This is a genomic window from Streptomyces sp. NPDC003284, assembly GCF_053589675.1.
Genome location: NZ_JBSFSI010000010.1, coordinates 149,748 through 175,154, shown reverse-complemented (window position 1 = coordinate 175,154; position 25,407 = coordinate 149,748). Strand labels below are relative to the sequence as shown.

Genomic DNA, 25,407 nt, shown 5'->3' with positions numbered 1-25,407 from the left:
GCCGCGGGTGTCACGCTGTGATCATGAGCCGTATCCAAGCCGCACCCGACGCAGTGGAGGCCAACCTCACCGACCGGCTCCTCGCGGGCCTGCCGGCCGAGGCGGTCCTCACCGATCCCGACGTCACCGCCGCCTACGCCCAGGACATGGCGAGCTTCTGCCCGTCCGGCGCCCCGGCCGTCGTCGTCCTGCCGCGCACCGTGGAACAGGTCCAGCACGTCATGCGGACCGCCACCGAGCTGCGCGTCCCGGTCGTCCCGCAGGGCGCCCGCACCGGCCTGTCCGGCGCGGCCAACGCCTCTGACGGCTGCATCGTCCTCTCCCTGACCAAGATGGACCGCATCCTGGAGATCAACCCCGTCGACCGGGTCGCGGTCGTCGAGCCCGGCGTCGTCAACGCCACCCTCTCCCGCGCGGTCAACGAGTACGGCCTCTCCTACCCGCCGGACCCCTCCAGCTGGGAGATGTGCACCATCGGCGGCAACATCGGCACCGCCTCCGGCGGCCTGTGCTGCGTGAAGTACGGGGTCACCGCGGAGTACGTCCTCGGCCTGGACGTGGTGCTCGCCGACGGCCGCCTGCTGTCCACCGGCCGCCGTACCGCCAAGGGTGTCGCCGGGTACGACCTCACCCGGCTCTTCGTCGGCTCCGAGGGCTCGCTCGGCATCGTCGTGCGGGCCGTCCTCGCGCTCAAGCCGCAGCCGCCGCAGCAGCTCGTGCTGGCCGCCGAGTTCTCCTCCGCGAGCGCCGCCTGCGACGCGGTGTGCCGGATCATGGAGGGCGGCCATGTGCCCTCCATGCTCGAACTGATGGACCGTACGACGGTCAAGGCCGTCAACGACCTGGCCCGCATGGGCCTGCCGGAGACCACCGAGGCGCTGCTGCTCGCCGCGTTCGACACGCCCGACCCGGCCGCCGACCTCGCCGCCGTCGGCGCGCTGTGCGAGGCGGCCGGCGCCACCCAGGTCGTCCCCGCCGACGACGCCGCCGAGTCCGAACTGCTGCTCCAGGCCCGCCGGATGTCGCTGACCGCGCTGGAGGCGGTCAAGGGCACGACGATGATCGACGACGTGTGCGTGCCCCGCTCCCGGCTCGGCGAGATGCTCGACGGGGTCGAGCGGATCGCCTCGAAGTACGGGCTCACCATCGGTGTCTGCGCGCACGCCGGTGACGGCAACACCCACCCGACCGTCTGCTTCGACGCCCGGGACCCGGAGGAGTCGCGGCGCGCCCGCGAGTCCTTCGACGAGATCATGGCCCTCGGGCTGCGGCTGGGCGGCACCATCACCGGCGAGCACGGCGTGGGCGTCCTGAAGAAGGAGTGGCTGGCGCGCGAGATCGGCCCGGTCGGGGTGGAGATGCAGCGGGCCGTCAAACAGGTCTTCGACCCGCTGAACCTCCTCAACCCGGGCAAGCTGTTCTGACCGCCGCCCGGCCCCCGTCCGCCCCGCTCGCTCCTCCCGCTCCTCCGGCTCACTGAGCGAGCAGTCCGGCCAGCCCCGCGTCGATCCCGAGCTGCTCGCCCTCGCTGCCCGGCGGCACCACCCGCAGGGTGCGCTCCAGCCACGACGACACCTGCGCGGAGGGCGCCTCCAGCAGCGCCGTACCGGACGGCGAGCTGAGCGCCATCAGCACCACGCTGCGGCCCTCCGCCTTCGACGGCCACACCCGTACGTCGCCGTGGCCGCACGGCCGGAACACCCCCTCCACCAGCAGATCCCGGGCGAACGCCCAGTGCACCGGCTGACCGGAGTCGACATGGAAGTCGATGTGCACGGCGTACGGATCGGCGGTGCGGTAGGCGAGCCGGGCCGGGACGGGGATCCCCCGCTCGGGCGACAGGATCAGCCTCAGCTCCAGCTCGCGCTCCACCACGGTGTGTCGCATGGTTCTCGTCCTCTCCACTCATGACGCGTGTCGCGTACGGCCCCGGGTGCGGGCCCGCACGGGAGAGAGGCGGCCGGACGCCGGGCATTACGCGGGTCCGCGAAACTTTTTCCGCGCCCGTCCCGGGGAGGAGGGAGGCGGCGCCCGGGTCCGGGAGGTGACGCGCATGTACGAGGGAGTGCCCGGAAAGGGGTGGGTCCGGCGGGACGGGCCGTGCCGGGTGCGCCGGTCTGATAGATGTGGAGGCCCCCAAGACGGCCCCCGAGCAGATACGGGACGACGGACATGAGCGCCCCAACCCCCGCACCAGGCGACGACAGGCCCCGCGAGGGGTACTACCCGGACCCGTCCATCCCCGGATACGTCCGGTACTGGAACGGTTCCTCCTGGGTGCCGGGCACCAGCCGGCCGGCCCCCGCCGACGGCGAGCCGCTCAGCCCGCCGCCCGGCGCGCGGCCCGCCGCGTCCGCGACCCCGGCGGTCGAGGAGACGGGCCCGCACTTCTTCGACGAGGACCCGCCCCCGGCGGCCGCCCGCCCGGAACCGGCGGCCGCGCCGTGGACCGCCGACCCGGATCCGCACCCCCGGTGGACCGCACCGGCCGGTCCCGACCCCCGGATCGCCCACACGAACTCCCCGGCGGGGGAGGGCGACCGGGGCCAGGGCCAGGGCCACTTGCAGGGCCAGTTGCCGGGGCAGGGGCAGGGGCAGGGTGGTGGCGCCGCTCCGGCACAGGACAGCGGCGGATCCGCCGGTACGTTCGTGTTCCGGCGGCCGACCGCCGCCGACGCCCCGGCCGGACCGGCCGACGCTGCCGCCCCCGCTGCTCCCGCCGGTCCCGGCATCCCCGGGCCGGGCGGTCCCGTGGACGACGGCACCATGACCTTCCGGCCCGTCCCGCGCTCCGGCCCGTCTCGGGCCGCGTCCGGGCAGCCCTCCGTGCCCGCCCAGGGCGCCCACGACCCGGCCCCCGCACAGGCACAGGTCCAGCCGCAGCCCCAGGTCCAGCCGCAGGGTCCGGTCCAGCCACAGGGCCCGGTGCGCGCCCAGCCCCCGAGCCCGGCACCGGCAGCAGGGCCCGCCCCGGCGCACGTACCCGCCCCCGCGTCGCCCTCGCCCGCCCCCGCTCCGTCCGCGCCCGTCGCCCCCGCGGCGCCGCTGCCCCACCAGGCCGCAGCGCCCCCGCACGCCGCCGCGGTGCCCGGCTCGCTTCCCTCCCCGGTGGCCGGTGGCCCCGGTGGCGGCCAGGCGTCCTGGGCGCAGCAGGTGCACCAGCTCGCGGGAGCGGGGACCGGAGCGGGCCCCGGCGCGGCGGCCGAGGAGCAGCCCGTGGCGCCCTGGAAGCCGCCGGTGGAGGACGTGTTCCAGGCCGCGGCGCGGCGGCAGGCGGCGGCCCGGCCGGCGGGCCTCGGCAAGCGGCTGGCCGCCCGCCTGGTCGACACCGTGCTCCTCGCGGGCGTCACCGCCGTGGCCGCCGTGCCGCTCGGCACCCGGGCCGTCGACCATGTCGACGCGAAGATCGACGCGGCCAAGCTCACCGGGCGCACGGTCACCGTCTGGGTGCTGGACGGCACGACGGCGGCGTACCTCGGTGTCGTCCTGGCCGTCCTGCTGCTCGCCGGGGTCCTCTACGAGGTGCTGCCCACCGCCAAGTGGGGCCGCACGCTCGGCAAGAAGCTCTGCGGACTCCAGGTGCGGGACATCGAGGGCCATGAGCCGCCGTCGTTCGGCCCGGCGCTGCGCCGCTGGCTGGTGTACAGCGTGCCCGGACTGCTGGGCGTGGGGATCGTGGGCGTCCTGTGGTGCCTGTTCGACCGGCCGTGGCACCAGTGCTGGCACGACAAGGCGGCGCACACCTTCGTGGCGGACTGACCCGGCCCCGGGCCGCGGGCGCCCACGGCCGTCCGCCCGCCACCTGCCGTCCGGCACCCGCTGCCCGGCACCCGTCACCCGCCGTCCGGCCCCCGTCATCCGTACGGATGCTCGCCGGATGCGCCCCGCCCGCGTTCGGGTTCCACTCGGCGCATGAGCACCGAACCGCCGCCCCCCGGCTCCGAACCGCCCGCGGGCTCCGGACCCCCGCCCGGAGGCCGGCCGCCGCAGGGCGGCCCGCCCCCGGGAAGCGGCAACCCGTACAGCGGCGGCGGCAGTCCGTACAGCGGGGGAGGCGGCCCGTACGAGGGCGGCGGCTCTCAGGAGGGCGGCGGCCCCTACGGCGGCGGAGGCGGTCCGTACGGTGGTGGCCCGCCCCCCGGCGGCCCGCTCGCGGGGATGCCGCCGCTGGCGGAGAGCGGCAGGCGCACCCTCGCCCGGATCATCGACCTGGTCCTGGTCGGCATCGTCACCTGGGTGATCACCTGGGCGCTGCGCGTCAACGAGACGACGATGAACGCCGATCAGGTCGAGGTCGGTACGTCCATCGCGCAGTCGGTCGTCGGCGTGGTGCTCTATGTCGCCTACGACACCTTCATGATTTCCCGGTCGGGGCAGACGCTGGGCAAGAAGTGGCTGGGGATGCGGGTGGCGAACCTGAGCGACGGGTCGACGCCGTCCGCGGCCACCGCACTGGGGCGCTCGGCGGTGCTCTGGGTGCCGTTCTGGTTCTGCTGCGCCTGCATCTGGCTCGCGGTGTGCGGCGGCTGGAGCTACTTCGACCGGCCCTACAAGCAGGGCCTGCACGACAAGGCGGCCAAGACGGTGGTGGTCAGCACGGACCGGTGAGCCGACGCGGCGTCAGGGACGCGTGAGAGCGGCGCGGTCCGGTCCGGCGGCCCCGGCGACAGCCGTCAGCGGCGGGCCGGGGTCCGGGGGCGTCCGGCGGCGGTCCGAGCGGCGGCGGCCATCGCGCCGGAGCCCGGCACCGCCGGGGAACCGGCCGCGGCGCCGCCGGCGGCCGACGCGCGTGACTTCGGCAGCGGCACCGTCATGGCGACCAGGAGCCCCAGCGCGAGCGCCGCGAGGGCGATGACGGCGATCCCCACCCCCGAACTCGTCTGCGACAGCAGCAGCATGGCGAGCGTCGAGCAGATCACGGTGCAGGAGCCGTAGGCGAGCTGTGCGGCGGTCGGACGAGGCATGGCAATCGTGTCCTCGGAAGGATTGGGGGGTGCGACGGGGGCCGGCCTGGCGTCCCGTCCGCCGACTTCCGGGCGATCCGCCACATCGACTGTAATCTCCTGGATGCCCCTGCGGAACGCCCGGTAAGCGTGACCTAACCCACGGTGCCGGTGCACAGGGGGCGCACGGATTCACGGTGCGCCCTCCCGGGCCCGTTCCACGCGCCGGGACGGTCACCGGCCCGCGTCCGGCCCGCGTCCGGGCTGCCTGCGGCGCACCCCTGACCGTCCGTAAAGCGAACGAACGCTCCGCATAGTGCACTTGAACTGTCCAAGTCAAGGTCTGTCTTTTCTCGTAAACCTCTAGTCAAATGTCGTCACTTGACTAACACGCGTTGATCGCGCGCGGACTTTCTCGTGCCTCAGAGACCCCCCTTCCGCGCGTACGGACGCGTCAGGGGAGGACAGCAAGTGACCAGTAGACCCTGGACTTTCAGAGCAGCCGCGATCGGCGTCTCGCTCGCGGCGGCCGCCGCGACGTTCTCGACGTTCGCCGTCGCGGAGGCCGCCACCACGGCCGGCTCTCCCGCCGCCGTGAACCGGCACGACCCGCAGCCGGTCGGGCAGCACGAGCACAACCTCGACGGACCGCTGAGCAAGACCCAGGAGGCCCAGCGCCAGGAGGCCCTCAGCCAGGTCATCTCCGGCAAGGCCAAGGTCCAGAACCGCAACGGTTCCAAGGTCGTCGGCCTCAAGGGCAAGAAGGGCGACACCAAGTACGTCGAGCTGGGCCGGGAGAAGACCGACAAGATCTTCACCATCCTGGTCGAGTTCGGCGACCAGACCGACCCGAAGTACGGCGGCACCCCCGGGCCGCTGCACAACCAGATAGCCGCGCCGGACCGCAAGAAGGACAACTCCACGGCCTGGCAGAAGGACTACAACCAGAAGCACTTCCAGGACCTGTACTTCGGCACCGGCAAGAAGACCGAGTCGGTCAAGAAGTACTACGAGAAGCAGTCCTCGGGCCGCTACTCGGTGGACGGCGAGGTCTCGGACTGGGTCAAGGTCCCCTACAACGAGGCCCGTTACGGCTCGAACTACTGCGGCTCCACCAACTGCTCCAGCGTGTGGAACGTCGTCAGCGACGGCGTCAACGCCTGGGTGGCGCAGCAGAAGGCGGCCGGCAAGTCGGACGCCGCGATCAAGGCGGACCTGGCCAAGTACGACCAGTGGGACCGCTACGACTACGACGGCGACGGCAACTTCAACGAGCCGGACGGCTACATCGACCACTTCCAGATCGTGCACGCGGGCGAGGACGAGTCCGCGGGCGGCGGCGTCCAGGGCACCGACGCGATCTGGGCGCACCGCTGGTACGCGTACGGCACCGACGCCGGTTCCACCGGCCCGTCGGACAACCGGCTCGGCGGCGCGCAGATCGGTGACACCGGCGTCTGGGTCGGCGACTACACCATCCAGCCGGAGAACGGCGGACTCGGCGTCTACGCGCACGAGTACGGCCACGACCTCGGCCTGCCCGACGAGTACGACACCGCGGGCGGTGACAACTCCACCGGCTTCTGGACGCTGATGTCCTCCGGTTCCTGGCTGGGCCGGGGCGAGGACGCCATCGGCGACCTGCCCGGCGACATGAACGCCTGGGACAAGCTGCGTCTTGGCTGGCTGAACTTCGACACCGCCAAGGCCGGTGTGAAGTCCTGGCACAAGCTGGGCGTGTCCGAGTACAACACCAAGTACCGGCAGGCCGTGGTGGTCTCGCTGCCCGACAAGGCGGTCACCACCGAGGTCGTCAAGCCCGCGCAGGGCGCCACCCAGTGGTGGAGCGGCAGCGGCGACGACCTGAAGAACACCCTGACCCGGTCCGTCGACCTGACCGGCAAGAAGTCGGCCACGCTCAGCCTCGACGGCTGGTACGACATCGAGGCCAACTACGACTTCCTCTACACCGAGGTCTCGACCGACGGCGGCGCCAACTGGACCGCCCTGGACGGCACCGTGGACGGCCAGGCCATCCCGCGTGACGGCAGCGACAAGCCGGCCCTGACCGGTTCGGTCGACGCGTACAAGAAGCTGGCGTACCCGCTGGACGCCTACGCGGGCCAGAAGATCCAGCTCCGCTTCCGCTACCAGACGGACGGCGGCGCCGCGCTCAAGGGCTTCGCGGCCGACGAGATCGCGGTGACCGCGGACGGCACGGCGCTCTTCTCCGACAACGCCGAGACCGAGGACGCCGCCTGGACGGCGAAGGGCTTCTCCCGCATCGGCGCGTCCTTCACCAAGGACTACGAGCAGTACTACATCGCGGAGAACCGCCAGTACGTCTCGTACGACACCACGCTGAAGACCGGCCCGTACAACTTCGGTTCGGCCAAGCGCCCCGACTGGGTCGAGCACTACCCGTACCAGAACGGTCTGCTCATCTGGAAGTACGACACCTCCCAGGCGGACAACAACACCAGCGTCCACCCGGGCACCGGTCTGATCCTCCCGGTCGACTCGCACCCGACGGCCCTGCGCTGGTCGGACGGCACCCTGCTGCGCAACCGCGTCCAGGCGTACGACTCGCCGTTCAGCCTGTACCGCACGGACGGCATCACCCTGCACAAGGCGGACGTCAAGACCACGGTCAAGTCGTCGAAGGGGGTGCCGGTCTTCAACGACCACGCCAGCACCTACTACGACGCCTCGAACCCGACCGGCGGTGTCAAGGTCACTGACACCAACACCCGGATCCAGATCACCAAGGAGGCCCACGACGGCTCCACGATCGAGCTGGAAGTCGGCCGCGCGGTGAAGTAAAGGTAAAAAGCCCAGGTCAAAAGCGTATCGGCGGCAACCCCCTGGCGGGTTGCCGCCGATCGTGTTTAGGTGCCTGCTGTGGCTCTCTTATTGACACCGACCGGAACGGGGAAGTGACCGCATGGCCGCAGGAGGCTTCAGCAAACTGCCGAACGGCACCGTCGTGGTCGCCCTCAACCTGCCCAGTCCCGCCCCCGGCGGCACCGGCGGCGTCCGGGTGCTCGTGCTCGCCCGCAACCGCGCCCGCGCCCTGACCCGGCTGCGCAACCTCGGTCTGCGCGCCGTCTACCTGCGGGGCAACGCCGCCCCGCCCACCCCGGACGAGATCACCGCGGTGCTGCACCACCCCGACGGCCTCATCTGGCGCACCTCGCCCGACGACGGCGGCGCCCCCGCCGGCCCCCCGGAGCTGTGGCACCCGATCAGGGCCCTGCTGCGCCCGCGCACGCCCGGAGCGGGCGTCAGCCCCGCTCAGGTCTGAGCACGCCCGGGACCGTACGCCCCTGCGTCACCGCCTAGGCGACGACGGGCTTGCCGGTCAGCTCCACGCCCGCCCGGCGCAGCTCCTCCAGGGCCCGCTCGGTGGTCTCCCCGGCCACGGCGGCGGTGAGGTCCAGCAGCACATGGGTACGGAAGCCCTCGCGGGCCGCGTCCAGGGCGGTGGCGCGCACACAGTGGTCGGTGGCGATCCCGACCACGTCGACCTCGTCGACCTCCCTGGCCCGCAGCCAGTCGGCCAGGGACACGCCGTTCTCGTCGAAGCCCTCGAAACCGCTGTAGGCCGCCGAGTAGGCGCCCTTGTCGAAGACGGCGTCGACCGCGCCGGAGGCGACGGCGGGCGCGAAGTTCGGGTGGAAGCCCACGCCCTCCGTGCCCGCCACGCAGTGCGGGGGCCAGGAGTCGACGTAGTCGGGGTGCTCCGAGAAGTGCCCGCCGGGCGCGATGTGGTGGTCGCGGGTCGCCACCACGTGCCGGTACCCGGCCGGGGCCTGCCCGATCAGCTCGGTGACCGCGGCGGCCACGTCGGCGCCGCCGGTCACCGCGAGGCTGCCTCCCTCGCAGAAGTCGTTCTGCACATCGACGACGATCAGGGCGCGGCGCATGTCGGGTGTCCTTCGGTTCCGGGGATCAGCGGGCTGGGCGGGGTCTGAGGGTCCTGGTCGGGGCGGAGACGGCCATGCGCTCTAGCTACCCGACGCTCCGGTGGCGTACTCCGTCGGAAGGACGGGTTCCCCGCGCGAGAGCTGGGTGGCCGACAGCGGCAGCCCCGCGCGGGCCGCCACATGCCGGTCCCGTACGGCGTCCAGCGGCTCCCGGCGGACCACCTCGCCGCCCTTGACCAGCTCGACCTGGAGCTGCTGGTCCGCCAGTGCGACGGGCACCGGCCCGGTGCCCACCACCTCGGCCTCGGCGACGCCGTACGCGTCCAGGCGCCGGGCCGCCCACTTGCGGCCGCCGATGGAGGTCTTGCCGCCGCTGGACCGTTTCGCCACCGGCTTCAGCGGCGCCCCCGGGTCGGCGGACTCGGCACGGGCGACCAGCTTGTAGACCATGGAGCAGGTCGGGTGGCCGGAGCCGGTGACCAGCTGGGTGCCGACGCCGTAGGCGTCCACGGGCGCGGCGGCCAGCGAGGCGATGGCGTACTCGTCCAGGTCGGAGGTGACGACGATCCGCGTGTCGTGCGCACCCAGCTCGTCGAGCTGCTGGCGCACCCGGTGGGCGACCAGCAGCAGATCGCCGGAGTCGATGCGCACCGCGCCCAGCTCGGGCCCGGCCACCTCCACGGCCGTGCGCACGGCCTCGGCCACGTCGTAGGTGTCCACCAGCAGCGTCGTGTCCCGGCCCAGCGACTCCACCTGGGCGCGGAAGGCGTCCCGCTCGTTGTCGTGGACCAGGGTGAAGGCGTGGGCGGAGGTGCCGACGGTGGGGATGTTGTAGCGGAAGCCCGCGGCCAGGTCGGAGGTGGAGGCGAAGCCGCCCACGTAGGCGGCGCGGGAGGCGGCGACCGCGGCCAGCTCGTGGGTGCGCCGGGCGCCCATCTCGATCAGCGGCCGCTCCCCGGCGGCCGAGGACATCCGGGAGGCGGCGGCCGCGATCGCGGAGTCGTGGTTGAGGATCGACAGGATCACGGTCTCCAGCAGCACACACTCGCCGAAGGAGCCCTCCACCCGCATGACGGGGGAGCCCGGGAAGTAGACCTCGCCCTCGGGATAGCCCCAGATGTCACCGCTGAACCGGTAGTCGGCCAGCCACTGGAGCGTCGGCTCGTCCACGACCTGCTTCTCGCGCAGATAGCCGAGGACGTCCGCGTCGAAGCGGAAGTTCTCCACCGCGTCCAGCACCCGGCCGGTTCCGGCCACGACGCCGTAGCGGCGGCCCTCGGGCAGCCGCCGGGTGAAGACCTCGAAGACGCTGCGCCGCTCGGCCGTCCCGGCCTTCAGGGCGGCCCGCAGCATCGTCAGCTCGTAGTGGTCGGTGAAGAGCGCCGTAGAGGGAACATCCACCGGCAGCCCAAGGTCCGCTGTGTTCATGACCGAGAAGCGTACTCCCATTTCGTCAGTCTGACGATTTAAGGATGCGGCCAGCTCGTTTGTGCTCCCGCGCCCCGGTAGTGGCAGCATGGGCCTTGTGACGTCAGCCGCACCCATCGAGATCGAGAAGACCGAGTCGGCACAGGAGGTCTTCGCCGTACCCGAGCCCGACGTCCCCTGGGTGACGATCGTCCACAACGATCCCGTCAATCTGATGAGCTACGTCACCTATGTCTTCCAGACGTACTTCGGGTACTCGAAGGACAAGGCGACCAAGCTCATGCTCGACGTCCACCACAAGGGCCGGGCGGTCGTCTCCAGCGGCACCCGCGAGGAGATGGAGCGGGACGTTCAGGCCATGCACGGCTACGGCCTGTGGGCCACCCTCCAGCAGGACCGCAAGTAGCCAAGCGGCCGGTGGCGCACGCGCCGACGACGGCCCGGACCGGAAGCAGCGAATCCCCTCCATGCCCGGACACTTCGAACCGCTCCCCGGCGGCGGCGCCGCCGTCGCCCTCGACGACGTCGAGATCTCCATCATCCGCTCGCTGGCGATCCAGCTCCTGGAGCTGATCGGCCCCGGGCCCGCCGAGGAGGAGGGCGCCGACCCGCTCGCCGAGCTGTTCGCCGAGGGCCCGAGCGAGCCGCCCGCCGACCCGGTGCTCAGAAGGCTCTTCCCGGACGCCTACGGCGACCCCGGGCAGCCGCCGGCCAGCGCCGAGGAGGCCGCCGAGCAGCGTGCGCACGCGGCCGAGTTCCGCCGCTTCACCGAGAACGACCTGCGGGCCGGCAAGCGCGAGAACGCCCTCGCGGTGATCCACTCGCTCAACGCCCTCGCCGCCTCCGGTGAGGGCGGCGCGGTGCTGAAGCTGTCCCCGGAGGAGTCCCGGCGCTGGCTCGGCGCCCTGAACGATCTGCGCCTGGCCATCGCCTCCCGGCTGGAGATCGGCGCCGAGGACGACGCCGACGACCTCTACCGGCTGCCGGACGAGGACCCGCGCAAGCCGATGGTGATGGCGTACCTGTGGCTGGGCGGCCTCCAGGAGACCCTGGTCTCCACCTTCATGCCCTGAGGTGTCCCGAGGCGCCCCGGGTGTCCCGGGGTGTCCTGGGCGCTCTTCCCCCGCCTGCCCGGATCGTCCCGTTCCGGGCTGATTTCCCGTCCGCTCAGAGGATGCTCAAATCCGGATAACGATCGCGTCACCGCGACCGGCCCATTTCGGCCGGTCGCTTATGTTTTGTCCGCTTCTCCTGGTGTCGTGAACCACACGTACGTCCTGCGATCAGTGGTTCGAGCGTGATAAATCTTCACGACCGCCCGGCGAACACCACCCACGTTCGCCCGGGTGCGCCACCGAGCCGCCCACCAGCGGCCAGGCACAACTCCATTTCAGTCCGGGGGGATCGCGACCCGATCCGCGGCCGACAGACGGCCCGGGTCGGCATGGAGAAAGGCGCACGACACATGACCTCAGCGCGGGTCGAGAAAGAACGCGCCGGCACGGAGGCCGTGCCGGACGGCGAGGGGTACCAGCGCGGGCTCGGTGCCCGGCAGATCCAGATGATCGCCATCGGCGGTGCGATCGGCACCGGTCTGTTCCTCGGCGCCGGCAAGAGCATCTCCAAGGCCGGACCCAGCATCATCCTGGCGTACGCGGTCGCCGGTTTCGTCATCTTCCTCATCATGCGGGCGCTCGGCGAGCTGCTGATGTACCGCCCGGTCTCCGGTTCCTTCTCGGAGTACGCGCGCCAGTTCATCGGCCCCTTCGCGGGCTTCGTGACCGGCTGGACCTACTGGCTGTTCTGGGTCGTCACCGGCATCACCGAGGTCACCGCGGCGGCGGCGTACATGACGTACTGGTTCGAGATCCCGCAGTGGGTCTCGGCGCTGGTCTTCACCGTCGTGCTCTACGGCGCCAACCTGATCTCCGTGAAGCTCTTCGGCGAGCTGGAGTTCTGGTTCTCCATGGTCAAGGTCACCGCCATCATCGGCATGATCCTGATCTGCGTGGGCGTCCTCACGATCGGCTTCTCCGACGCGGGCGACACCGCCTCCGTCTCGCACCTGTGGAACGAGGGCGGCTTCTTCCCGCACGGCGTCGGCAACACGCTGATGACCCTCCAGATGGTGATGTTCGCCTTCCTCGCCGTCGAGCTGGTCGGTGTGACCGCGGGCGAGTCCAAGGACCCCAAGACCGTGCTGCCCCGGGCGATCAACACCGTGCCGTGGCGCATCGCCGTCTTCTACGTCGGCGCGCTGATCATGATTCTGTCCGTCGTGCCGTGGACCGCCTTCCACGCCGGTGAGAGCCCCTTCGTGGTCGCCTTCCAGAAGATGGGCCTGCCCGCCGGGGCCGGCATCGTGAACTTCGTGGTGCTCACCGCCGCCCTGTCCTCCTGCAACTCGGGCATGTACTCCACCGGCCGCATGCTGCGCGACCTCGCGCTCAACAGCCAGGGCCCGCGCTTCTTCACCAGGCTGACCAGCAGCGGCACCCCGCTGATCGGCACGACGTTCTCCGCCGCGCTGATGCTGGTGGGCGTCTGGATCAACTACCAGTGGCCGGGCAAGGCGTTCGACTACGTGGTGTCCTTCGCGACCATCTCCGGCATGTGGGCCTGGATCGTCATCCTGGTCTGCCAGATCCGCTACCGCCGCAAGTCCGACCGCGGCGAGCTGCCCGTCTCGGAGTTCCGCGCCCCCGGCGGCGTCTGGGCCAGCGTGTTCGCGCTCGCCTTCATCGGCATGGTCATCGTGCTGATGGGCATCGACAAGGACGCCCGGGTCTCGCTGTACTGCGCGCCGGTGTGGGGCCTGGTCCTCGCCGTCGCCTACCTGGTGCTCAAGCGCCGCAACCCGGAGGCCGCCGCCTTCAGCAGGCGCTGACCTCCTCCCGCAGGACGTCCGGCCGGAGCGGCCGCTCGTGGGAACCGCTCCGGCCGCCGCTCAGGGCGTCCGGCATATGGGCCGTCCCGTACCACTCACCGGTACGGGGCGGCCCGTCCGCCTTCCGCCGGGCGTGACCGGCGCGCCGCGGGCCGTTCTGCTTTCCTGCTTATCCTGTGGCCCATGCTGACCATCACCCAGTCGCTCCACGACCAGATCGTCGCCCACGCCCGCGCGGACCACCCCGACGAGGCGTGCGGAGTGGTCGCCGGACCCGCCGGCACCGGCCGCCCCGAGCGGTTCGTCCCGATGCTGAACGCGGCCCGCTCGCCCACCTTCTACGAGTTCGACTCGCAGGATCTGCTCAAGCTCTACCGCGAGCTGGACGACCGCGACGAGGAGCCGGTGATCATCTACCACTCCCACACCGCGACCGAGGCGTACCCCTCGCGCACCGACATCTCCTACGCCAACGAGCCCGGCGCCCACTACGTCCTGGTGTCCACCGCCGACACCGACGAGGCGGGCCCGTTCCAGTTCCGCTCGTTCCGCATCGTGGAGGGCGAGGTCACCGAGGAGGAAGTGACGGTCGTGGCGGCGTACTGACGGGGCGCGTCTCGCACCGCGGATGCCGACCGTCCGAAGGATGAGATCACATTCCAGGGTGCGGACCGGGAATCGATACGATGAGCCCATGGTTCTCCACGACGTGAGCGACGAGATCCCGGGCACGCTGCTCGTGGCGCGGCTGCACGTCGACCTGTGCAGGTTGAACAGCGCCATCTGTTGACGTTCCCTGCCGCCGCCGTACGGCCGTGAGCCGCGGCGCTCCCCGGGGCCGACGCCCGGGGGGACCTCCCTCGCGCGCCCCCCGATCCGACGACATCTTCCTGACAGGAGCCCGCACCCATGGCCATCGAGGTCCGCATCCCGACCATCCTCCGCACCTACACCGACGGGCAGAAGGCCGTGGAGGGCAACGGGGAGACCATCGCCGCGCTCTTCGCCGACCTGGAGGTCCGGCACCCGGGCATCCAGGCGCGCATCGTGGACGGCGAGCAGCTGCGCCGCTTCGTCAACGTCTACCTGAACGACGAGGACGTCCGCTTCCTGGACGGCATCAGCACCAAGCTCGCCGACGGCGACAACGTGACGATCCTGCCGGCGGTCGCCGGCGGCATGCGCTGAACGGCCGCTGAGCAGCGATGCGCTACGACTCCCCGCTGGCCGCGGTGGGCAACACCCCTCTGGTGCGCCTGCCGCGGCTCTCGCCGTCCGCCGACGTCCGTATCTGGGCGAAGCTGGAGGACCGCAACCCGACCGGCTCGGTCAAGGACCGCCCCGCCCTGCACATGATCGAGCAGGCGGAGAAGGACGGCCGGCTCACCCCGGGCTGCACGATCCTCGAACCCACCTCGGGCAACACCGGCATCTCGCTGGCCATGGCGGCGAAGCTCAAGGGCTACCGCATGGTGTGCGTGATGCCCGAGAACACCTCCCAGGAGCGCCGCGACCTGCTCGGCATGTGGGGAGCGGAGATCATCTCCTCCCCGGCGGCGGGCGGCTCCAACACCGCCGTGCGCGTCGCCAAGGAGCTGTCCGCCGAGCACCCCGACTGGGTGATGCTCTACCAGTACGGCAACCCGGACAACGCGGGCGCGCACTACGCGACCACCGGCCCGGAGATCCTGGCCGACCTGCCCTCCGTCACCCACTTCGTGGCGGGCCTGGGCACCACCGGCACCCTGATGGGCGTCGGCCGCTATCTGCGCGAGCACAAGCCGGACGTGCGGATCGTCGCCGCCGAGCCGCGCTACGACGACCTGGTGTACGGCCTGCGCAACCTCGACGAGGGCTTCGTCCCCGAGCTGTACGACGCCTCCGTGCTGACCACCCGCTTCTCGGTCGGCTCCGCCGACGCCGTCACCCGTACCCGGGAACTGCTCCAGCAGGAGGGGATCTTCGCGGGCGTCTCCACCGGCGCCGCGCTGCACGCCGCGATCGGCGTGGGCCGCAAGGCGGTCACGGCGGGGGAGAGCGCCGACATCGTCTTCGTCGTCGCCGACGGCGGCTGGAAGTACCTGTCCACCGGCGTCTACACCGCGGCCACCACACAAGAGGCCATCGAGACGCTCCAGGGCCAGCTCTGGGCCTGACCACCGCGTCGGCGCCCCGCCCGCAGGAGCCGTGAGGCCGGTCCCGCAGGAGTCGTGAGGCCGGTCCCGGAAGGGCCGTGAGCCCGGTCCGGACCGGGCCCGGCCCGTCTCAAGCACGTCCCAGCCCCCTCCCACGAGGGGGCCAATCTCATCCTATGGAGGGGCAAAGAAATCCCTCCGGTACTGCCGTCCCCCGGCGGCCCGGGGCTACGTTCCTGGCGCACCCTGTCATGTCACGATCACGCGGCGTACAGGGTGTGGAGTGTCATGCTCATGACTGCGCGGCTACCGCCGCCACGCGCGTCACGGGCTGCCCGACCAGTGCGATCCCCACGTCAACGGAGGCAGTACCCCCATGCGTGAGTCACGCCCGAGCAGCCGGAGACGGAGTCCGCGCCGACTCCTCGCCGTCGCCTTCCCCGCCCTCGCCCTCACGGTCACCGGGTTCGTCGCGGCACCGACCGCAGGGGCGGCCCAGCCCGCCGCCGCGCACCCGGACACCGGCAGGACCGCCCAGAACGCGCACGCCCTCACCGCCCCCGAGCGGCAGGTCCTGCACAGCACCGGCACGGCCGGACAGAAGGTCCCCACGACCCGGCTGTGCGCCGACGCCCGGCCCGGCGAGGCCAGTTGCTTCGCCCAGCGCCGCACCGACATCCAGCAGCGGCTGGCCTCGGCGCTCGCCGCCGCGCCCTCCGGCCTCTCCCCGGCCAACCTGCACAGCGCCTACAACCTGCCCTCCTCGGGCGGCTCCGGCCTGACGGTCGCGGTGGTCGACGCCTACAACGACCCCAACGCCGAGTCCGACCTGGCCACCTACCGCTCGCAGTTCGGGCTGTCCGCCTGCACCAAGGCCAACGGCTGCTTCAAGCAGGTCAGCCAGACCGGCTCCACCACCTCCCTGCCGACGAACGACAGCGGCTGGGCCGGTGAGGAGGCGCTCGACATCGACATGGTCAGCGCGGTCTGCCCCAACTGCAACATCATCCTGGTGGAGGCCAACTCGCCCACCGACGCCGACCTCGGCACCGCCGAGAACGAGGCCGTCGCGCTCGGCGCCAAGTTCGTCTCCAACAGCTGGGGCGGCGACGAGGAGTCCTCGCAGACCAGCCTGGACAGCCAGTACTTCAAGCACCCCGGCGTCGCGATCACCGTCTCCTCGGGCGACTCCGGCTACGGCGCCGAGTACCCGGCGACCTCCCAGTACGTGACCGCCGTCGGCGGCACCGCGCTCACCACCGCGTCCAACTCCCGCGGCTGGAACGAGACCGTCTGGAACACCAACTCCACCGAGGGCACCGGCTCCGGCTGCTCCGCCTACGACCCGAAGCCGAGCTGGCAGACCGACACCGGCTGCGCCAAGCGCATGGAGGCCGATGTCTCCGCGGTCGCCGACCCGGCCACCGGCGTCGCCGTCTACGACACCTACGGCGGCAGCGGCTGGGCGGTCTACGGCGGCACCAGCGCCTCCGCGCCGATCATCGCCGGCGTCTACGCCCTCGCGGGCACCCCGGGCGCGAGCGACTACCCGGCGAAGTACCCCTACGGCCACACCGCCAACCTGAACGACGTGACCAGCGGCTCCAACGGCTCCTGCTCCACCGCCTACTTCTGCCGGGCGGCCGCCGGCTACGACGGCCCGACCGGCTGGGGCACCCCCAGCGGCACCGCCGCCTTCACCGCGGGCAGCTCGACCGGGAACACGGTCACCGTCACCGACCCCGGCAGCCAGTCCACCACCGTCGGCGGCTCCGTCAGCCTCCAGATACATGCCACCGACAGCGCGGGCGCGGCCCTCACCTACACCGCCACCGGCCTGCCGTCCGGCCTGTCCGTCAACGGCTCCACCGGCCTGATCACCGGCACCGCCTCCACCGCCGGCACCTACCAGGTCACGGTCACCGCGAAGGACTCCACCGGCGCCACCGGCTCCGCCTCCTTCACCTGGACCGTCGGCACCGGCGGGGGCGGCACCTGCACCGCCGCCCAACTGCTCGGCAACCCCGGCTTCGAGTCGGGCGGCTCCTCCTGGACCGCGTCCAGCGGCGTCATCACCACCGACAGCGGTGAGGCCGCGCACGGCGGCTCCTACAAGGCGTGGCTCGACGGCTACGGCGCCACGCACACCGACACCCTGTCCCAGACGGTGACGATCCCGGCCGGCTGCAAGGCCGCCCTCACCTACTACCTGCACGTCGACACGGCGGAGACCAGCCGCACCACCGCCTACGACAAGCTGACGGTGACCGCGGGCAGCAAGACCCTGGCCACCTACTCCAACCTGGACGCGGCCACCGGCTACACCCAGAAGACCGTCGACCTGTCGTCCCTGGCGGGCTCCAGCGTCACGCTGAAGTTCAGCGGCGTCGAGGACGCCTCGCTCCAGACCAGCTTCGTCGTCGACGACGCGGCCCTGACGACCGGCTGACCGTCCCGCCGGTCACCCACCGGCACACCGCTGGTCACGCACCGGCACACCGCTCGTCACGCATCCGTACACCTGCTGGTCACGCACCCGCACACCGCGACCCCGGCCGGAGCCACCGGCCGGGGCCCCGGCGTGCGCGGGGCCGGGGATCCTGATGTGCTGGAGAAACGTCTCATCGGCACCAGGGCACCGGCCACCGGGAACGGGACAGCAGAAAGGCGGCCCCCATGCGCCGTACGACGCTCCACCGCACCACCCTCGCCACCGCCGCGACGGCGACGGCCCTGCTTCTGGCGGGCTGCGGCACATCGCAGGACGGCAAGGGCGGCGGCGGCTCGCCGGGCACCACGGCCCCCGCCTCCTCACCCTCCTCACCGGCCGCGACAGCCCCCACGACCCCCACGACCCCCACGAGCCCCACGGTCTCCGCGAGCGGCGGGAGCACCGCGCCCTCCGCCCCGGCCTCGCCGCCGGTCTCCGCCTCCGCGCCGCCCCCGCCCGGCTGCACCGGCCACGCCGACCTGACCGCCGCCGACTCCGGCCGCACCGTCTGCCTCACCGTGGGCGGCTACCTCCGGCTCACCCTGGACGGCACCAAGGACCGCCCCTGGACCCCCGTGACGGTCAGTGGTGGCGGTGGCGTCCTCAAGGGCGCCGACGCCGGCATCGTGATCCTGCCGGGCGACGCGCTCGCCGCCTACACCGCCACCGCCCCCGGCACGGCCCGCCTGACGTCCTCGCGCCCGATGTGCGCGGCCTCGCCCGGGACCGTGGCCTGCCAGGGCATCGCCCGATGGACGGTCACCGTACGGGTGACCCGGCCGTGAGAGCGTCCCGCGCGGCGCCGGTTCCGGGCCCCGGCCCGCGCCTCACCCGGCCAGGTAGCGCACCTGGTCCCAGAGCACCGGATCCACGACCCCCACCCGGCGCCGGAAGTCCCACACCGGCACCTCCCGCACCTCGTCGGTCTCCAGGAAGCTGGTACGGCCCCGCGCGTCACCCACCGAACCGGGCGGCAGCGGGATCACCCCGGCCCGCTCCTCGTGGTACCGGCTGGTGATCTTGGCGACCCGGGCGCGCTTGCCGTGCACGGACAGCACCAGGCAGGGCCGGTCCTTCGCCCCGGGGCCGTCCTCGTAGGGCACGTTCGCCCACCAGATCTCCGCCGGGCGCGGACGCGCGGGCGCACCCCGGTCCTCCCGGCCCCTCGGCCGCGCCGGCGGACGCGACCTGCGCCCCGCGGGCCGGCGTCCCCGGCCCCACCCGTCGACGAGCGTGGCGACGAGCGCGAGCAGCACCACCGCCGCGAGCGCCAGCCACCAGGACGTGTCCATGAGAACGACGTTACCGGCGCGCGAGCGTCCCTGCGCGCCCTCTTCCGCACCTCGTGCGCCCCACGTCCAGCCGAACCGGTGACACCACAGGTGAGTTCGCCCACAACCCACCTGTGCAAAGGAGCGACCGGCCGTCGCGCGCCGTACTCTCGACGGACCGCACGACCCCCGTCACCTTCTGTATCCACCCGCCAGCGGAGGTTTCTGCTCCATGAAGCTCACCGTCGTCGGCTGCTCGGGGTCGTTCCCGTCCGCGGAATCGGCCTGTTCGAGCTACCTCGTAGAGGCCGACGGCTTCCGGCTGCTCCTCGACATGGGCAACGGCGCCCTCGGCGAGTTGCAGCGCCACTGCGGTCTCTACGACCTCGACGCGATCTTCCTGAGCCATCTGCACGCCGACCACTGCATCGACATGTGCGCCTACTTCGTGGCCCGCTACTACCGGTACGACGGCGGACGCTGCGCCCCGCTGCCGGTCCACGGCCCCGAGGGCACCGAGCACCGGCTGACCACGGCCTACGCCGACACCCCCTCGGCCTCCTCCATGAGCGAGGTCTTCGACTTCCACACGGTCAAGCCGGGCACGTCCGAGATCGGCCCCTTCACCGTGCACACCGAGCGGGTGGCCCACCCGGTGGAGGCGTACGCCATCCGCCTGGAGCACGGCGGCCGGTCCCTCACGTACTCCGGTGACACCGGCGTCAGCGAGGCCCTGGACGAACTGGCCCAGGGCGCGGACCTGTTCCTGTGCGAGGCCGCCTTCACGGACGGCAAGGAGAACATCCCCGACCTCCACCTCAACGGCCGCGAGGCCGGCGAGTCCGCCGCCCGCGCCGGGGCCCGCCGCTTGGTCCTCACCCACGTCCCGCCGTGGACCGACCCGCAGATCAACCTCGCCGACGCCCGCGCGGTCTACGACGGACCGGTGGAACTGGCGGCGCCGGGAGCGGTGTACGAGATCTGACGGACATGATCTGACGGGCATGAGAAGACGGACATGAGAAGGAGGAGGCCCCCCGGCCTGACGGCTCGGGGGGCCTCCTCACGTCCTGCGGACCCTCACGCCTTGGTGAGGTCCTCGACCTCCTCCTCGGGCTCGCGGCCCGGGGTGGGGAGGTTGAACTTGGTGATGGCGAAGCGGAAGGTCACGTAGTAGATCGCCGCGAAGACCAGTCCGATCGGGATGATCAGCCAGGGCTTGGACGCCAGGTGCCAGTTGAGCGCGTAGTCGATGAAGCCGGCCGAGAAGTTGAAGCCGTCGTGCACGCCCAGGCCCCAGGTGATGGCCATCGACGCGGCGGTGAGCACGGCGTGCAGCACGTACAGGATCGGCGCGATGAACATGAACGAGAACTCGATCGGCTCGGTCACACCGGTGACGAACGAGGTCGCGGCCAGCGAGATCATCATGCCGAGGACGGCCTTGCGGCGCTCGGGACGGGCGCAGTGCGCGATGGCGAGCGCGGCGGCCGGCAGACCGAACATCATGATCGGGAAGAAGCCGGACTGGAACAGACCGGCGGACGGGTCGCCGTGCAGGAAGCGCGGGATGTCACCCTGCCAGACCTGGCCGGAGGCGTCGGTGAAGCTGCCGAGCTGGAACCACGAGACGGTGTTGACGAACTGGTGCATGCCGACGGGGATCAGCGCGCGGTTCACACCGCCGAAGAGCGCGGCACCGCCCGAGCCGAGGCCGGTCATCCAGTCGCCGAAGTTGGTGATGCCGGTGCCGATGGGCTTCCAGATCAGGGCGAAGACGACACCCATCACGATGCCGACGAAGGCCATGATGATCGGCACCAGACGGCGGCCGTTGAAGAAGCCGAGCCAGTCCACCAGCTTGGTGCGGTGGAACCGCTGCCACAGGACGGCGGCCAGCAGACCCATGATGATGCCGCCGAGCACCCCCGGGTTGTTGTAGCTGGCCTCGACTATCTTCCCCTTCTCGATGTGCTGCTCGGTGAGGGGGAAGGCCTCCAGGACCTTGCTGTAGACGAGGAAGCCGACCACCGCGGCCAGAGCGGTCGAGCCGTCCGACTTCTTGGCGAATCCGATGGCCACGCCGATGCAGAACAGGATCGGCAGCGAACCGGTCAGCGCGCCGCCCGCGTTGTTGAACACGGCGGCGACCTTGTCCCAGCCCAGGCCGTCCTTGCCGAAGATGTCGTCCTGGCCCAGCCGGACCATGATGCCCGCGGCCGGCAGCACGGCGATCGGGAGCTGCAAGCTGCGGCCGACCTTCTGCAGGCCCTGGAAAAGGCCAGATCCCCGCTTCTTCGCGGGTGCCGCCGTCGATTCGGCGGTGGCGGTGCTCATACGTCCGTCCTCCATCGGGTGGTGGTCTACACCACTCAGTGGTGTAGACCTGTTGTAGCACGATGAAGGTGGCGTAAGGAACCCGCGAAAACGCGACCGGACCACTACGCGCCGTGTGGACTCCGACCGCCGGTGACAAGCCGATTTCACGCCGGTCTCAGACCGATATCAGCCCCTGACAGCCCCTGTCCGAGAGCTGTGCGCATCCCCGCCGAGGGCCCGCCGTGAGCCCCCGCCACCCGCCGCGGACGTCAGGGCTTCGTGGTGTCCTCGACCTCGTCCGCGGGCTCCCGCCCCGGAGTCTTCAGGTCGAACTTCGTGATGGCAAATCGGAAGACCGTGTAATAGACGGCGGCGAAGCACAACCCGATCGGGACGATCGCCCACGGCCGGGTCGCCAGATTCCAGTTGATCACGTAGTCGATCAGCCCCGCCGAGAAGCTGAACCCGTCGTGCACCCCCAGCGCCCACGTCACCGCCATCGACACCCCCGTCAGCACCGCGTGCACCGCGTACAGCACCGGTGCGATGAACAGGAACGAGTACTCCAGCGGCTCCGTGATCCCCGTGACGAACGACGTCAGCGCCACCGACAGCATCAGCCCGCCGACCTCCTTGCGCCGCGCCGGCCGCGCCGTGTGCGTGATCGCCAGCGCCGCCGCGGGCAGCGCGAACATCATGATCGGGAAGAAACCCGAGGTGAACTGCCCCGCGTTCGGATCGCCCGCCAGGAACATGTTGATGTCACCGTGCACCACCGTCCCGTCCGGCTTGGTGTAACTGCCGAACTGGAACCAGATGGGCACGTTCAGGAACTGGTGCAGCCCGATCACCAGCAGCGCCCGGTTGGCCAGCCCGAACACCCCCGCGCCCCACGCGCCCGCGTCGCTCAGCCAGTCGCTGAAACTCTCCAGCCCCCGCCCGACCGGCGGCCACACCCACAGACACAGCGCCGCGAACAGGATCGCCACGAACGCCATGATGATCGGCACCAGCCGGCGCCCGTTGAAGAAGCCCAGCCAGTCCACCAGCCTCGTCCGGTGGAACCGCCGCCAGAAGAAGGCCGACAGCAGCCCCATCACGATCCCGCCGAAGATTCCCGGATTCTGGAAAGCGAACGCCGTCACCGTCCCGTCGGCCGCCCGGCACCCGGCCGCCGTCGCCACCGCACCCGCCCCGCAGCCCACCGGGAACTGATGCAGCACGTTGTAGTAGACGAGGAAGCCCGCCACCGCCGCCAGCGCCGTCGAACCGTCCGCCTTCTTCGCCATGCCGATGGCCACCCCGACACAGAACAGCAGTGGCAGCCCCAGCGAGCCGTCGAGCAGCGCGCCCCCCGCCCCCGCCATCACCTTCGAGACGTCGATCCAGCCCAGCCCGTCCTTGCCGAACACATCCGGCTGCCCCAGCCGGTTCAGGATCCCGGCCGCCGGGAGCACCGCGATCGGCAGCTGAAGACTGCGGCCCATCTTCTGCAACCCCTGGAACAGGCTGTTCCAGTGCTCCCGCAGGGGCGAGACCCCCGTCCCCGCACCACCCGCGCTGTCGGCACTCATGGCGTCCTCCCGAGGCTCCGCTCCGTCGTGCGGCACCGCGTTTGGCCACCGCGCCAACGGTGGTGTAGACCAGTTGACGGACGGTTCCGCTGTCGTGAACGCCATCATCGGCCACCCACGGCACGACCGCTCGCGAAGATGGGCCAACTGTGGGTTACTGCGACAAAGCGGTTCGGATCAGGGAGACAGAACATGGCCAGCAAGGCTGAGAAGATCGTTGCCGGTCTCGGCGGCATCGAGAACATCGAAGAGGTCGAGGGCTGCATCACCCGCCTCCGCACCGAGGTCATCGACCCCAGCAAGGTCGACGAGGCCGCCCTCAAGGCCGCCGGCGCCCACGGCGTCGTCAAGATGGGCACCGCCATCCAGGTCGTCATCGGCACCGACGCCGACCCGATCGCCGCGGACATCGAAGACATGATGTGAACCACCGGTCCCCACGGGACCGCGATTCACCCCCCAAGGGGCTCTTCCCGACGCGGGAGGAGCCCCTTGACCATGGGGCACTACGCTCGACCCCATGTCTCGAACCGACGGCCGCACCGCCGAACAGCTCCGCCCGGTCACCATCGAACGCGGCTGGAGCAAGCACGCCGAAGGCTCCGTCCTCGTCTCCTTCGGCGACACCCGGGTCCTCTGCACCGCCTCCGTCACCGAAGGCGTCCCGCGCTGGCGCAAGGGCAGCGGCGAGGGCTGGGTCACCGCCGAATACTCCATGCTGCCCCGCGCCACCAACACCCGCGGCGACCGCGAGTCCGTCAAGGGCCGCATCGGCGGCCGCACCCACGAGATCAGCCGCCTCATCGGCCGCTCCCTGCGCGCCGTCGTCGACTACAAGGCCCTCGGCGAGAACACCGTCGTCCTGGACTGCGACGTCCTCCAGGCCGACGGCGGCACCCGCACCGCCGCCATCACCGGCGCCTACGTCGCCCTCGCCGACGCCATCACCTGGGCCCAGGGCCGCAAGCTCGTCAAGGCCGGCCGACAGCCCCTCACCGGCACCGTCAGCGCCGTCTCCGTCGGCATCGTCGGCGGCGCCCCCCTCCTCGACCTCTGCTACGAGGAGGACGTCCGCGCCGACACCGACATGAACGTCGTCTGCACCGGCGACGGCCGCTTCGTCGAGGTCCAGGGCACCGCCGAGGCCGAACCCTTCGCCCGCGACGAACTCAACGCCCTGCTCGACCTCGCCGCGGCCGGCTGCACCGACCTCGCCGCCATCCAGCGCGCCGCACTCGACCAGCACCGCGAGAAGTAGAGAACGGACCGAAAGTAAAGAGCAGACCAAGGAAGGGGCCGCCGGGGCGCAACCCGCACCGCACACCCGGCGTCCCTACCGGTACGGGCGTACGGCACGACAGCCGCACGCCCGGCCACCGACCGGGGAGGGAACCCAGCCATGGCCGCGAGCCGACGCCGACGACCGGGCCGCACCACCGCCATCGCCGCCACCACGGCCGCCATCGCACTCGCCACCGCCGCCCTCACCGGCTGCGACGCGGTCGGCAAGGCCCTGGACTGCGTACAGACCGCCGACGCCATCGCCGACAGCGTCACCGACCTCCAGCAGGCCGTGCAGAACGCCGCCGACGACCCGAGCAGGACCGACGACGCCCTCCGCGCGATAGAGGACAAGCTCGGCAAGATCGGCGACAAGACGGACGACACCGACGTCAACAAGGCCGTCGACGACCTCGACAAAGCCGTCGGCAACGTCCGCACCGCCGTCAAGAACGGCGACCACACCCCCGACCTCACCCCCGTCACCGACGCCGCCGGCGAACTCACCAAGGTCTGCACCCCCTGACCCGCCCCCGATACTGGTGACCATGACCCGCCTGATCCTCGCCACCCGCAACCCCGGAAAGATCACCGAACTCCGGGCGATCCTCACCGACGCGGAACTGCCCCACGAACTCATCGGCACCGACGCCTACCCGGAGATCCCCGACGTCAAGGAGACCGGCGTCACCTTCGCCGAGAACGCGCTGCTCAAGGCACACGCCCTGGCCCGCGCCACCGGCCTGCCCGCCGTCGCCGACGACTCCGGCCTCTGCGTCGACGTCCTCGGCGGCGCGCCCGGCATCTTCTCCGCCCGCTGGTCCGGGCGCCACGGCGACGACCAGGCCAACCTGGACCTGCTCCTCGCCCAGCTCTCCGACATCGCCGACGGCCACCGCGCCGCCCACTTCGCCTGCGCCGCCGCCCTCGCCCTCCCCGACGGCACGGAACGCGTCGTCGAGGGCCAGCTCCGCGGCACCCTCCGCCACACCCCCGCCGGCACCGGCGGCTTCGGCTACGACCCGATCCTCCAGCCCGACGGCGACACCCGCACCTGCGCCGAACTGACCCCCGCCGAGAAGAACGCCATCAGCCACCGCGGCAAGGCGTTCCGCGCGCTGGTACCGGTGGTAGGGGAGCTGTTGGGCTGAA

General features: G+C 71.5%; 26 protein-coding genes. 19 read left to right on the top strand and 7 right to left on the bottom strand.

Annotated elements, in window-relative coordinates; all coding sequences use genetic code 11:
- Positions 1 to 17: 17 nt before the first annotated feature.
- On the top strand, positions 18 to 1,424 hold the full coding sequence (locus ACWDYF_RS22200) for an FAD-binding oxidoreductase (protein ID WP_389465899.1): 1,407 nt from the start codon (positions 18 to 20) through the stop codon (positions 1,422 to 1,424).
- 49 nt (positions 1,425 to 1,473) lie between these two features.
- Here ACWDYF_RS22200 and ACWDYF_RS22195 read toward each other — a convergent pair whose 3' ends face one another.
- A complete protein-coding gene (locus ACWDYF_RS22195; protein WP_381740653.1) occupies positions 1,474 to 1,887 on the bottom strand; it encodes an SsgA family sporulation/cell division regulator in 414 nt (137 codons plus the stop codon).
- A gap of 285 nt (positions 1,888 to 2,172) precedes the next feature.
- Between ACWDYF_RS22195 and ACWDYF_RS22190 the strand changes: the two genes are divergently transcribed.
- Both ACWDYF_RS22190 and ACWDYF_RS22185 read left to right on the top strand, forming a co-directional pair.
- Complete coding sequence (locus ACWDYF_RS22190) at positions 2,173 to 3,759, top strand: RDD family protein (RefSeq protein WP_389465901.1); 1,587 nt, start codon at positions 2,173 to 2,175, stop codon at positions 3,757 to 3,759.
- Positions 3,760 to 3,912: 153 nt separating this feature from the next.
- A complete protein-coding gene (locus ACWDYF_RS22185; protein ID WP_389465903.1) occupies positions 3,913 to 4,608 on the top strand; it encodes an RDD family protein in 696 nt (231 codons plus the stop codon).
- Between the two features lie 65 nt (positions 4,609 to 4,673).
- Here the strand turns inward: ACWDYF_RS22185 and ACWDYF_RS22180 are convergent, their stop codons facing one another.
- Positions 4,674 to 4,964: a hypothetical protein gene (locus tag ACWDYF_RS22180; RefSeq protein WP_389465906.1), complete on the bottom strand. Its 291-nt coding sequence runs from the start codon at positions 4,962 to 4,964 to the stop codon at positions 4,674 to 4,676.
- Positions 4,965 to 5,414: 450 nt separating this feature from the next.
- Here ACWDYF_RS22180 and ACWDYF_RS22175 point away from each other — a divergent pair, with 450 nt between their 5' ends.
- Positions 5,415 to 7,766, top strand: coding sequence for an immune inhibitor A domain-containing protein (locus ACWDYF_RS22175; protein WP_381740661.1), 2,352 nt, complete (start codon positions 5,415 to 5,417; stop codon positions 7,764 to 7,766).
- Positions 7,767 to 7,887: 121 nt separating this feature from the next.
- Entirely contained in the window at positions 7,888 to 8,247 is a 360-nt protein-coding gene (locus tag ACWDYF_RS22170; RefSeq protein ID WP_381740663.1) for a hypothetical protein, read from the top strand.
- A 34-nt stretch (positions 8,248 to 8,281) separates the two neighbouring features.
- Here the strand turns inward: ACWDYF_RS22170 and ACWDYF_RS22165 are convergent, their stop codons facing one another.
- The gene (locus tag ACWDYF_RS22165; protein ID WP_389465910.1) at positions 8,282 to 8,869 is read right to left on the bottom strand and encodes a nicotinamidase; all 588 of its coding nucleotides are present in this window, start codon (positions 8,867 to 8,869) and stop codon (positions 8,282 to 8,284) included.
- Positions 8,870 to 8,950: 81 nt separating this feature from the next.
- Positions 8,951 to 10,297: a nicotinate phosphoribosyltransferase gene (locus ACWDYF_RS22160; protein ID WP_026252158.1), complete on the bottom strand. Its 1,347-nt coding sequence runs from the start codon at positions 10,295 to 10,297 to the stop codon at positions 8,951 to 8,953.
- 88 nt (positions 10,298 to 10,385) lie between these two features.
- Between ACWDYF_RS22160 and clpS the strand changes: the two genes are divergently transcribed.
- The 9 genes from clpS to ACWDYF_RS22115 all read left to right on the top strand — a co-directional run bounded on the left by clpS (position 10,386) and on the right by ACWDYF_RS22115 (position 18,595).
- Complete coding sequence (gene clpS, locus ACWDYF_RS22155) at positions 10,386 to 10,703, top strand: ATP-dependent Clp protease adapter ClpS (RefSeq protein WP_026252159.1); 318 nt, start codon at positions 10,386 to 10,388, stop codon at positions 10,701 to 10,703.
- A gap of 61 nt (positions 10,704 to 10,764) precedes the next feature.
- Positions 10,765 to 11,370: a DUF2017 domain-containing protein gene (locus tag ACWDYF_RS22150; RefSeq protein WP_381738675.1), complete on the top strand. Its 606-nt coding sequence runs from the start codon at positions 10,765 to 10,767 to the stop codon at positions 11,368 to 11,370.
- A 392-nt stretch (positions 11,371 to 11,762) separates the two neighbouring features.
- Entirely contained in the window at positions 11,763 to 13,184 is a 1,422-nt protein-coding gene (locus ACWDYF_RS22145; RefSeq protein ID WP_018565566.1) for an amino acid permease, read from the top strand.
- Positions 13,185 to 13,367: 183 nt separating this feature from the next.
- On the top strand, positions 13,368 to 13,790 hold the full coding sequence (locus ACWDYF_RS22140) for a Mov34/MPN/PAD-1 family protein (RefSeq protein ID WP_389465915.1): 423 nt from the start codon (positions 13,368 to 13,370) through the stop codon (positions 13,788 to 13,790).
- Positions 13,791 to 13,878: 88 nt separating this feature from the next.
- Positions 13,879 to 13,974 (top strand): putative leader peptide, encoded by a 96-nt coding sequence (locus tag ACWDYF_RS22135; protein ID WP_018565569.1) that lies wholly within the window; start codon positions 13,879 to 13,881, stop codon positions 13,972 to 13,974.
- A gap of 119 nt (positions 13,975 to 14,093) precedes the next feature.
- Entirely contained in the window at positions 14,094 to 14,372 is a 279-nt protein-coding gene (locus ACWDYF_RS22130; protein WP_018565570.1) for a MoaD/ThiS family protein, read from the top strand.
- Positions 14,373 to 14,389: 17 nt separating this feature from the next.
- Positions 14,390 to 15,340 carry a PLP-dependent cysteine synthase family protein gene (locus tag ACWDYF_RS22125; RefSeq protein ID WP_018565571.1) on the top strand — a complete coding sequence of 317 codons (951 nt, stop codon included), beginning with the start codon at positions 14,390 to 14,392 and terminating at the stop codon, positions 15,338 to 15,340.
- A 355-nt stretch (positions 15,341 to 15,695) separates the two neighbouring features.
- On the top strand, positions 15,696 to 17,768 hold the full coding sequence (locus tag ACWDYF_RS22120; protein WP_389465919.1) for a putative Ig domain-containing protein: 2,073 nt from the start codon (positions 15,696 to 15,698) through the stop codon (positions 17,766 to 17,768).
- Positions 17,769 to 17,995: 227 nt separating this feature from the next.
- On the top strand, positions 17,996 to 18,595 hold the full coding sequence (locus ACWDYF_RS22115; RefSeq protein ID WP_389465922.1) for a hypothetical protein: 600 nt from the start codon (positions 17,996 to 17,998) through the stop codon (positions 18,593 to 18,595).
- Positions 18,596 to 18,637: 42 nt separating this feature from the next.
- On the opposite strand, the gene ACWDYF_RS22110 is transcribed toward ACWDYF_RS22115, so the two are convergent.
- Complete coding sequence (locus ACWDYF_RS22110) at positions 18,638 to 19,102, bottom strand: type II toxin-antitoxin system PemK/MazF family toxin (protein WP_018565574.1); 465 nt, start codon at positions 19,100 to 19,102, stop codon at positions 18,638 to 18,640.
- 211 nt (positions 19,103 to 19,313) lie between these two features.
- Here ACWDYF_RS22110 and ACWDYF_RS22105 point away from each other — a divergent pair, with 211 nt between their 5' ends.
- Positions 19,314 to 20,066 (top strand): MBL fold metallo-hydrolase, encoded by a 753-nt coding sequence (locus ACWDYF_RS22105; protein WP_381738666.1) that lies wholly within the window; start codon positions 19,314 to 19,316, stop codon positions 20,064 to 20,066.
- Positions 20,067 to 20,161: 95 nt separating this feature from the next.
- Here ACWDYF_RS22105 and ACWDYF_RS22100 read toward each other — a convergent pair whose 3' ends face one another.
- Together ACWDYF_RS22100 and ACWDYF_RS22095 are read right to left on the bottom strand one after the other, a co-directional pair.
- Complete coding sequence (locus ACWDYF_RS22100) at positions 20,162 to 21,418, bottom strand: PTS transporter subunit EIIC (RefSeq protein WP_018565576.1); 1,257 nt, start codon at positions 21,416 to 21,418, stop codon at positions 20,162 to 20,164.
- A 251-nt stretch (positions 21,419 to 21,669) separates the two neighbouring features.
- Positions 21,670 to 22,974, bottom strand: a complete 1,305-nt coding sequence (locus tag ACWDYF_RS22095) for a PTS transporter subunit EIIC (RefSeq protein WP_381738664.1) — start codon at positions 22,972 to 22,974, stop codon at positions 21,670 to 21,672.
- A 192-nt stretch (positions 22,975 to 23,166) separates the two neighbouring features.
- On the opposite strand from ACWDYF_RS22095, the gene ACWDYF_RS22090 reads away from it, so the two are divergent.
- From ACWDYF_RS22090 to rdgB, 4 genes are all read left to right on the top strand, one after another.
- Positions 23,167 to 23,400 (top strand): glucose PTS transporter subunit EIIB, encoded by a 234-nt coding sequence (locus ACWDYF_RS22090; protein ID WP_018517946.1) that lies wholly within the window; start codon positions 23,167 to 23,169, stop codon positions 23,398 to 23,400.
- A gap of 94 nt (positions 23,401 to 23,494) precedes the next feature.
- Complete coding sequence (gene rph, locus ACWDYF_RS22085; RefSeq protein WP_037896838.1) at positions 23,495 to 24,232, top strand: ribonuclease PH; 738 nt, start codon at positions 23,495 to 23,497, stop codon at positions 24,230 to 24,232.
- 141 nt (positions 24,233 to 24,373) lie between these two features.
- On the top strand, positions 24,374 to 24,781 hold the full coding sequence (locus ACWDYF_RS22080; protein WP_389465928.1) for a hypothetical protein: 408 nt from the start codon (positions 24,374 to 24,376) through the stop codon (positions 24,779 to 24,781).
- Positions 24,782 to 24,803: 22 nt separating this feature from the next.
- Positions 24,804 to 25,406 (top strand): RdgB/HAM1 family non-canonical purine NTP pyrophosphatase, encoded by a 603-nt coding sequence (gene rdgB / locus ACWDYF_RS22075; protein ID WP_389465931.1) that lies wholly within the window; start codon positions 24,804 to 24,806, stop codon positions 25,404 to 25,406.
- Position 25,407 lies beyond the last annotated feature (1 nt).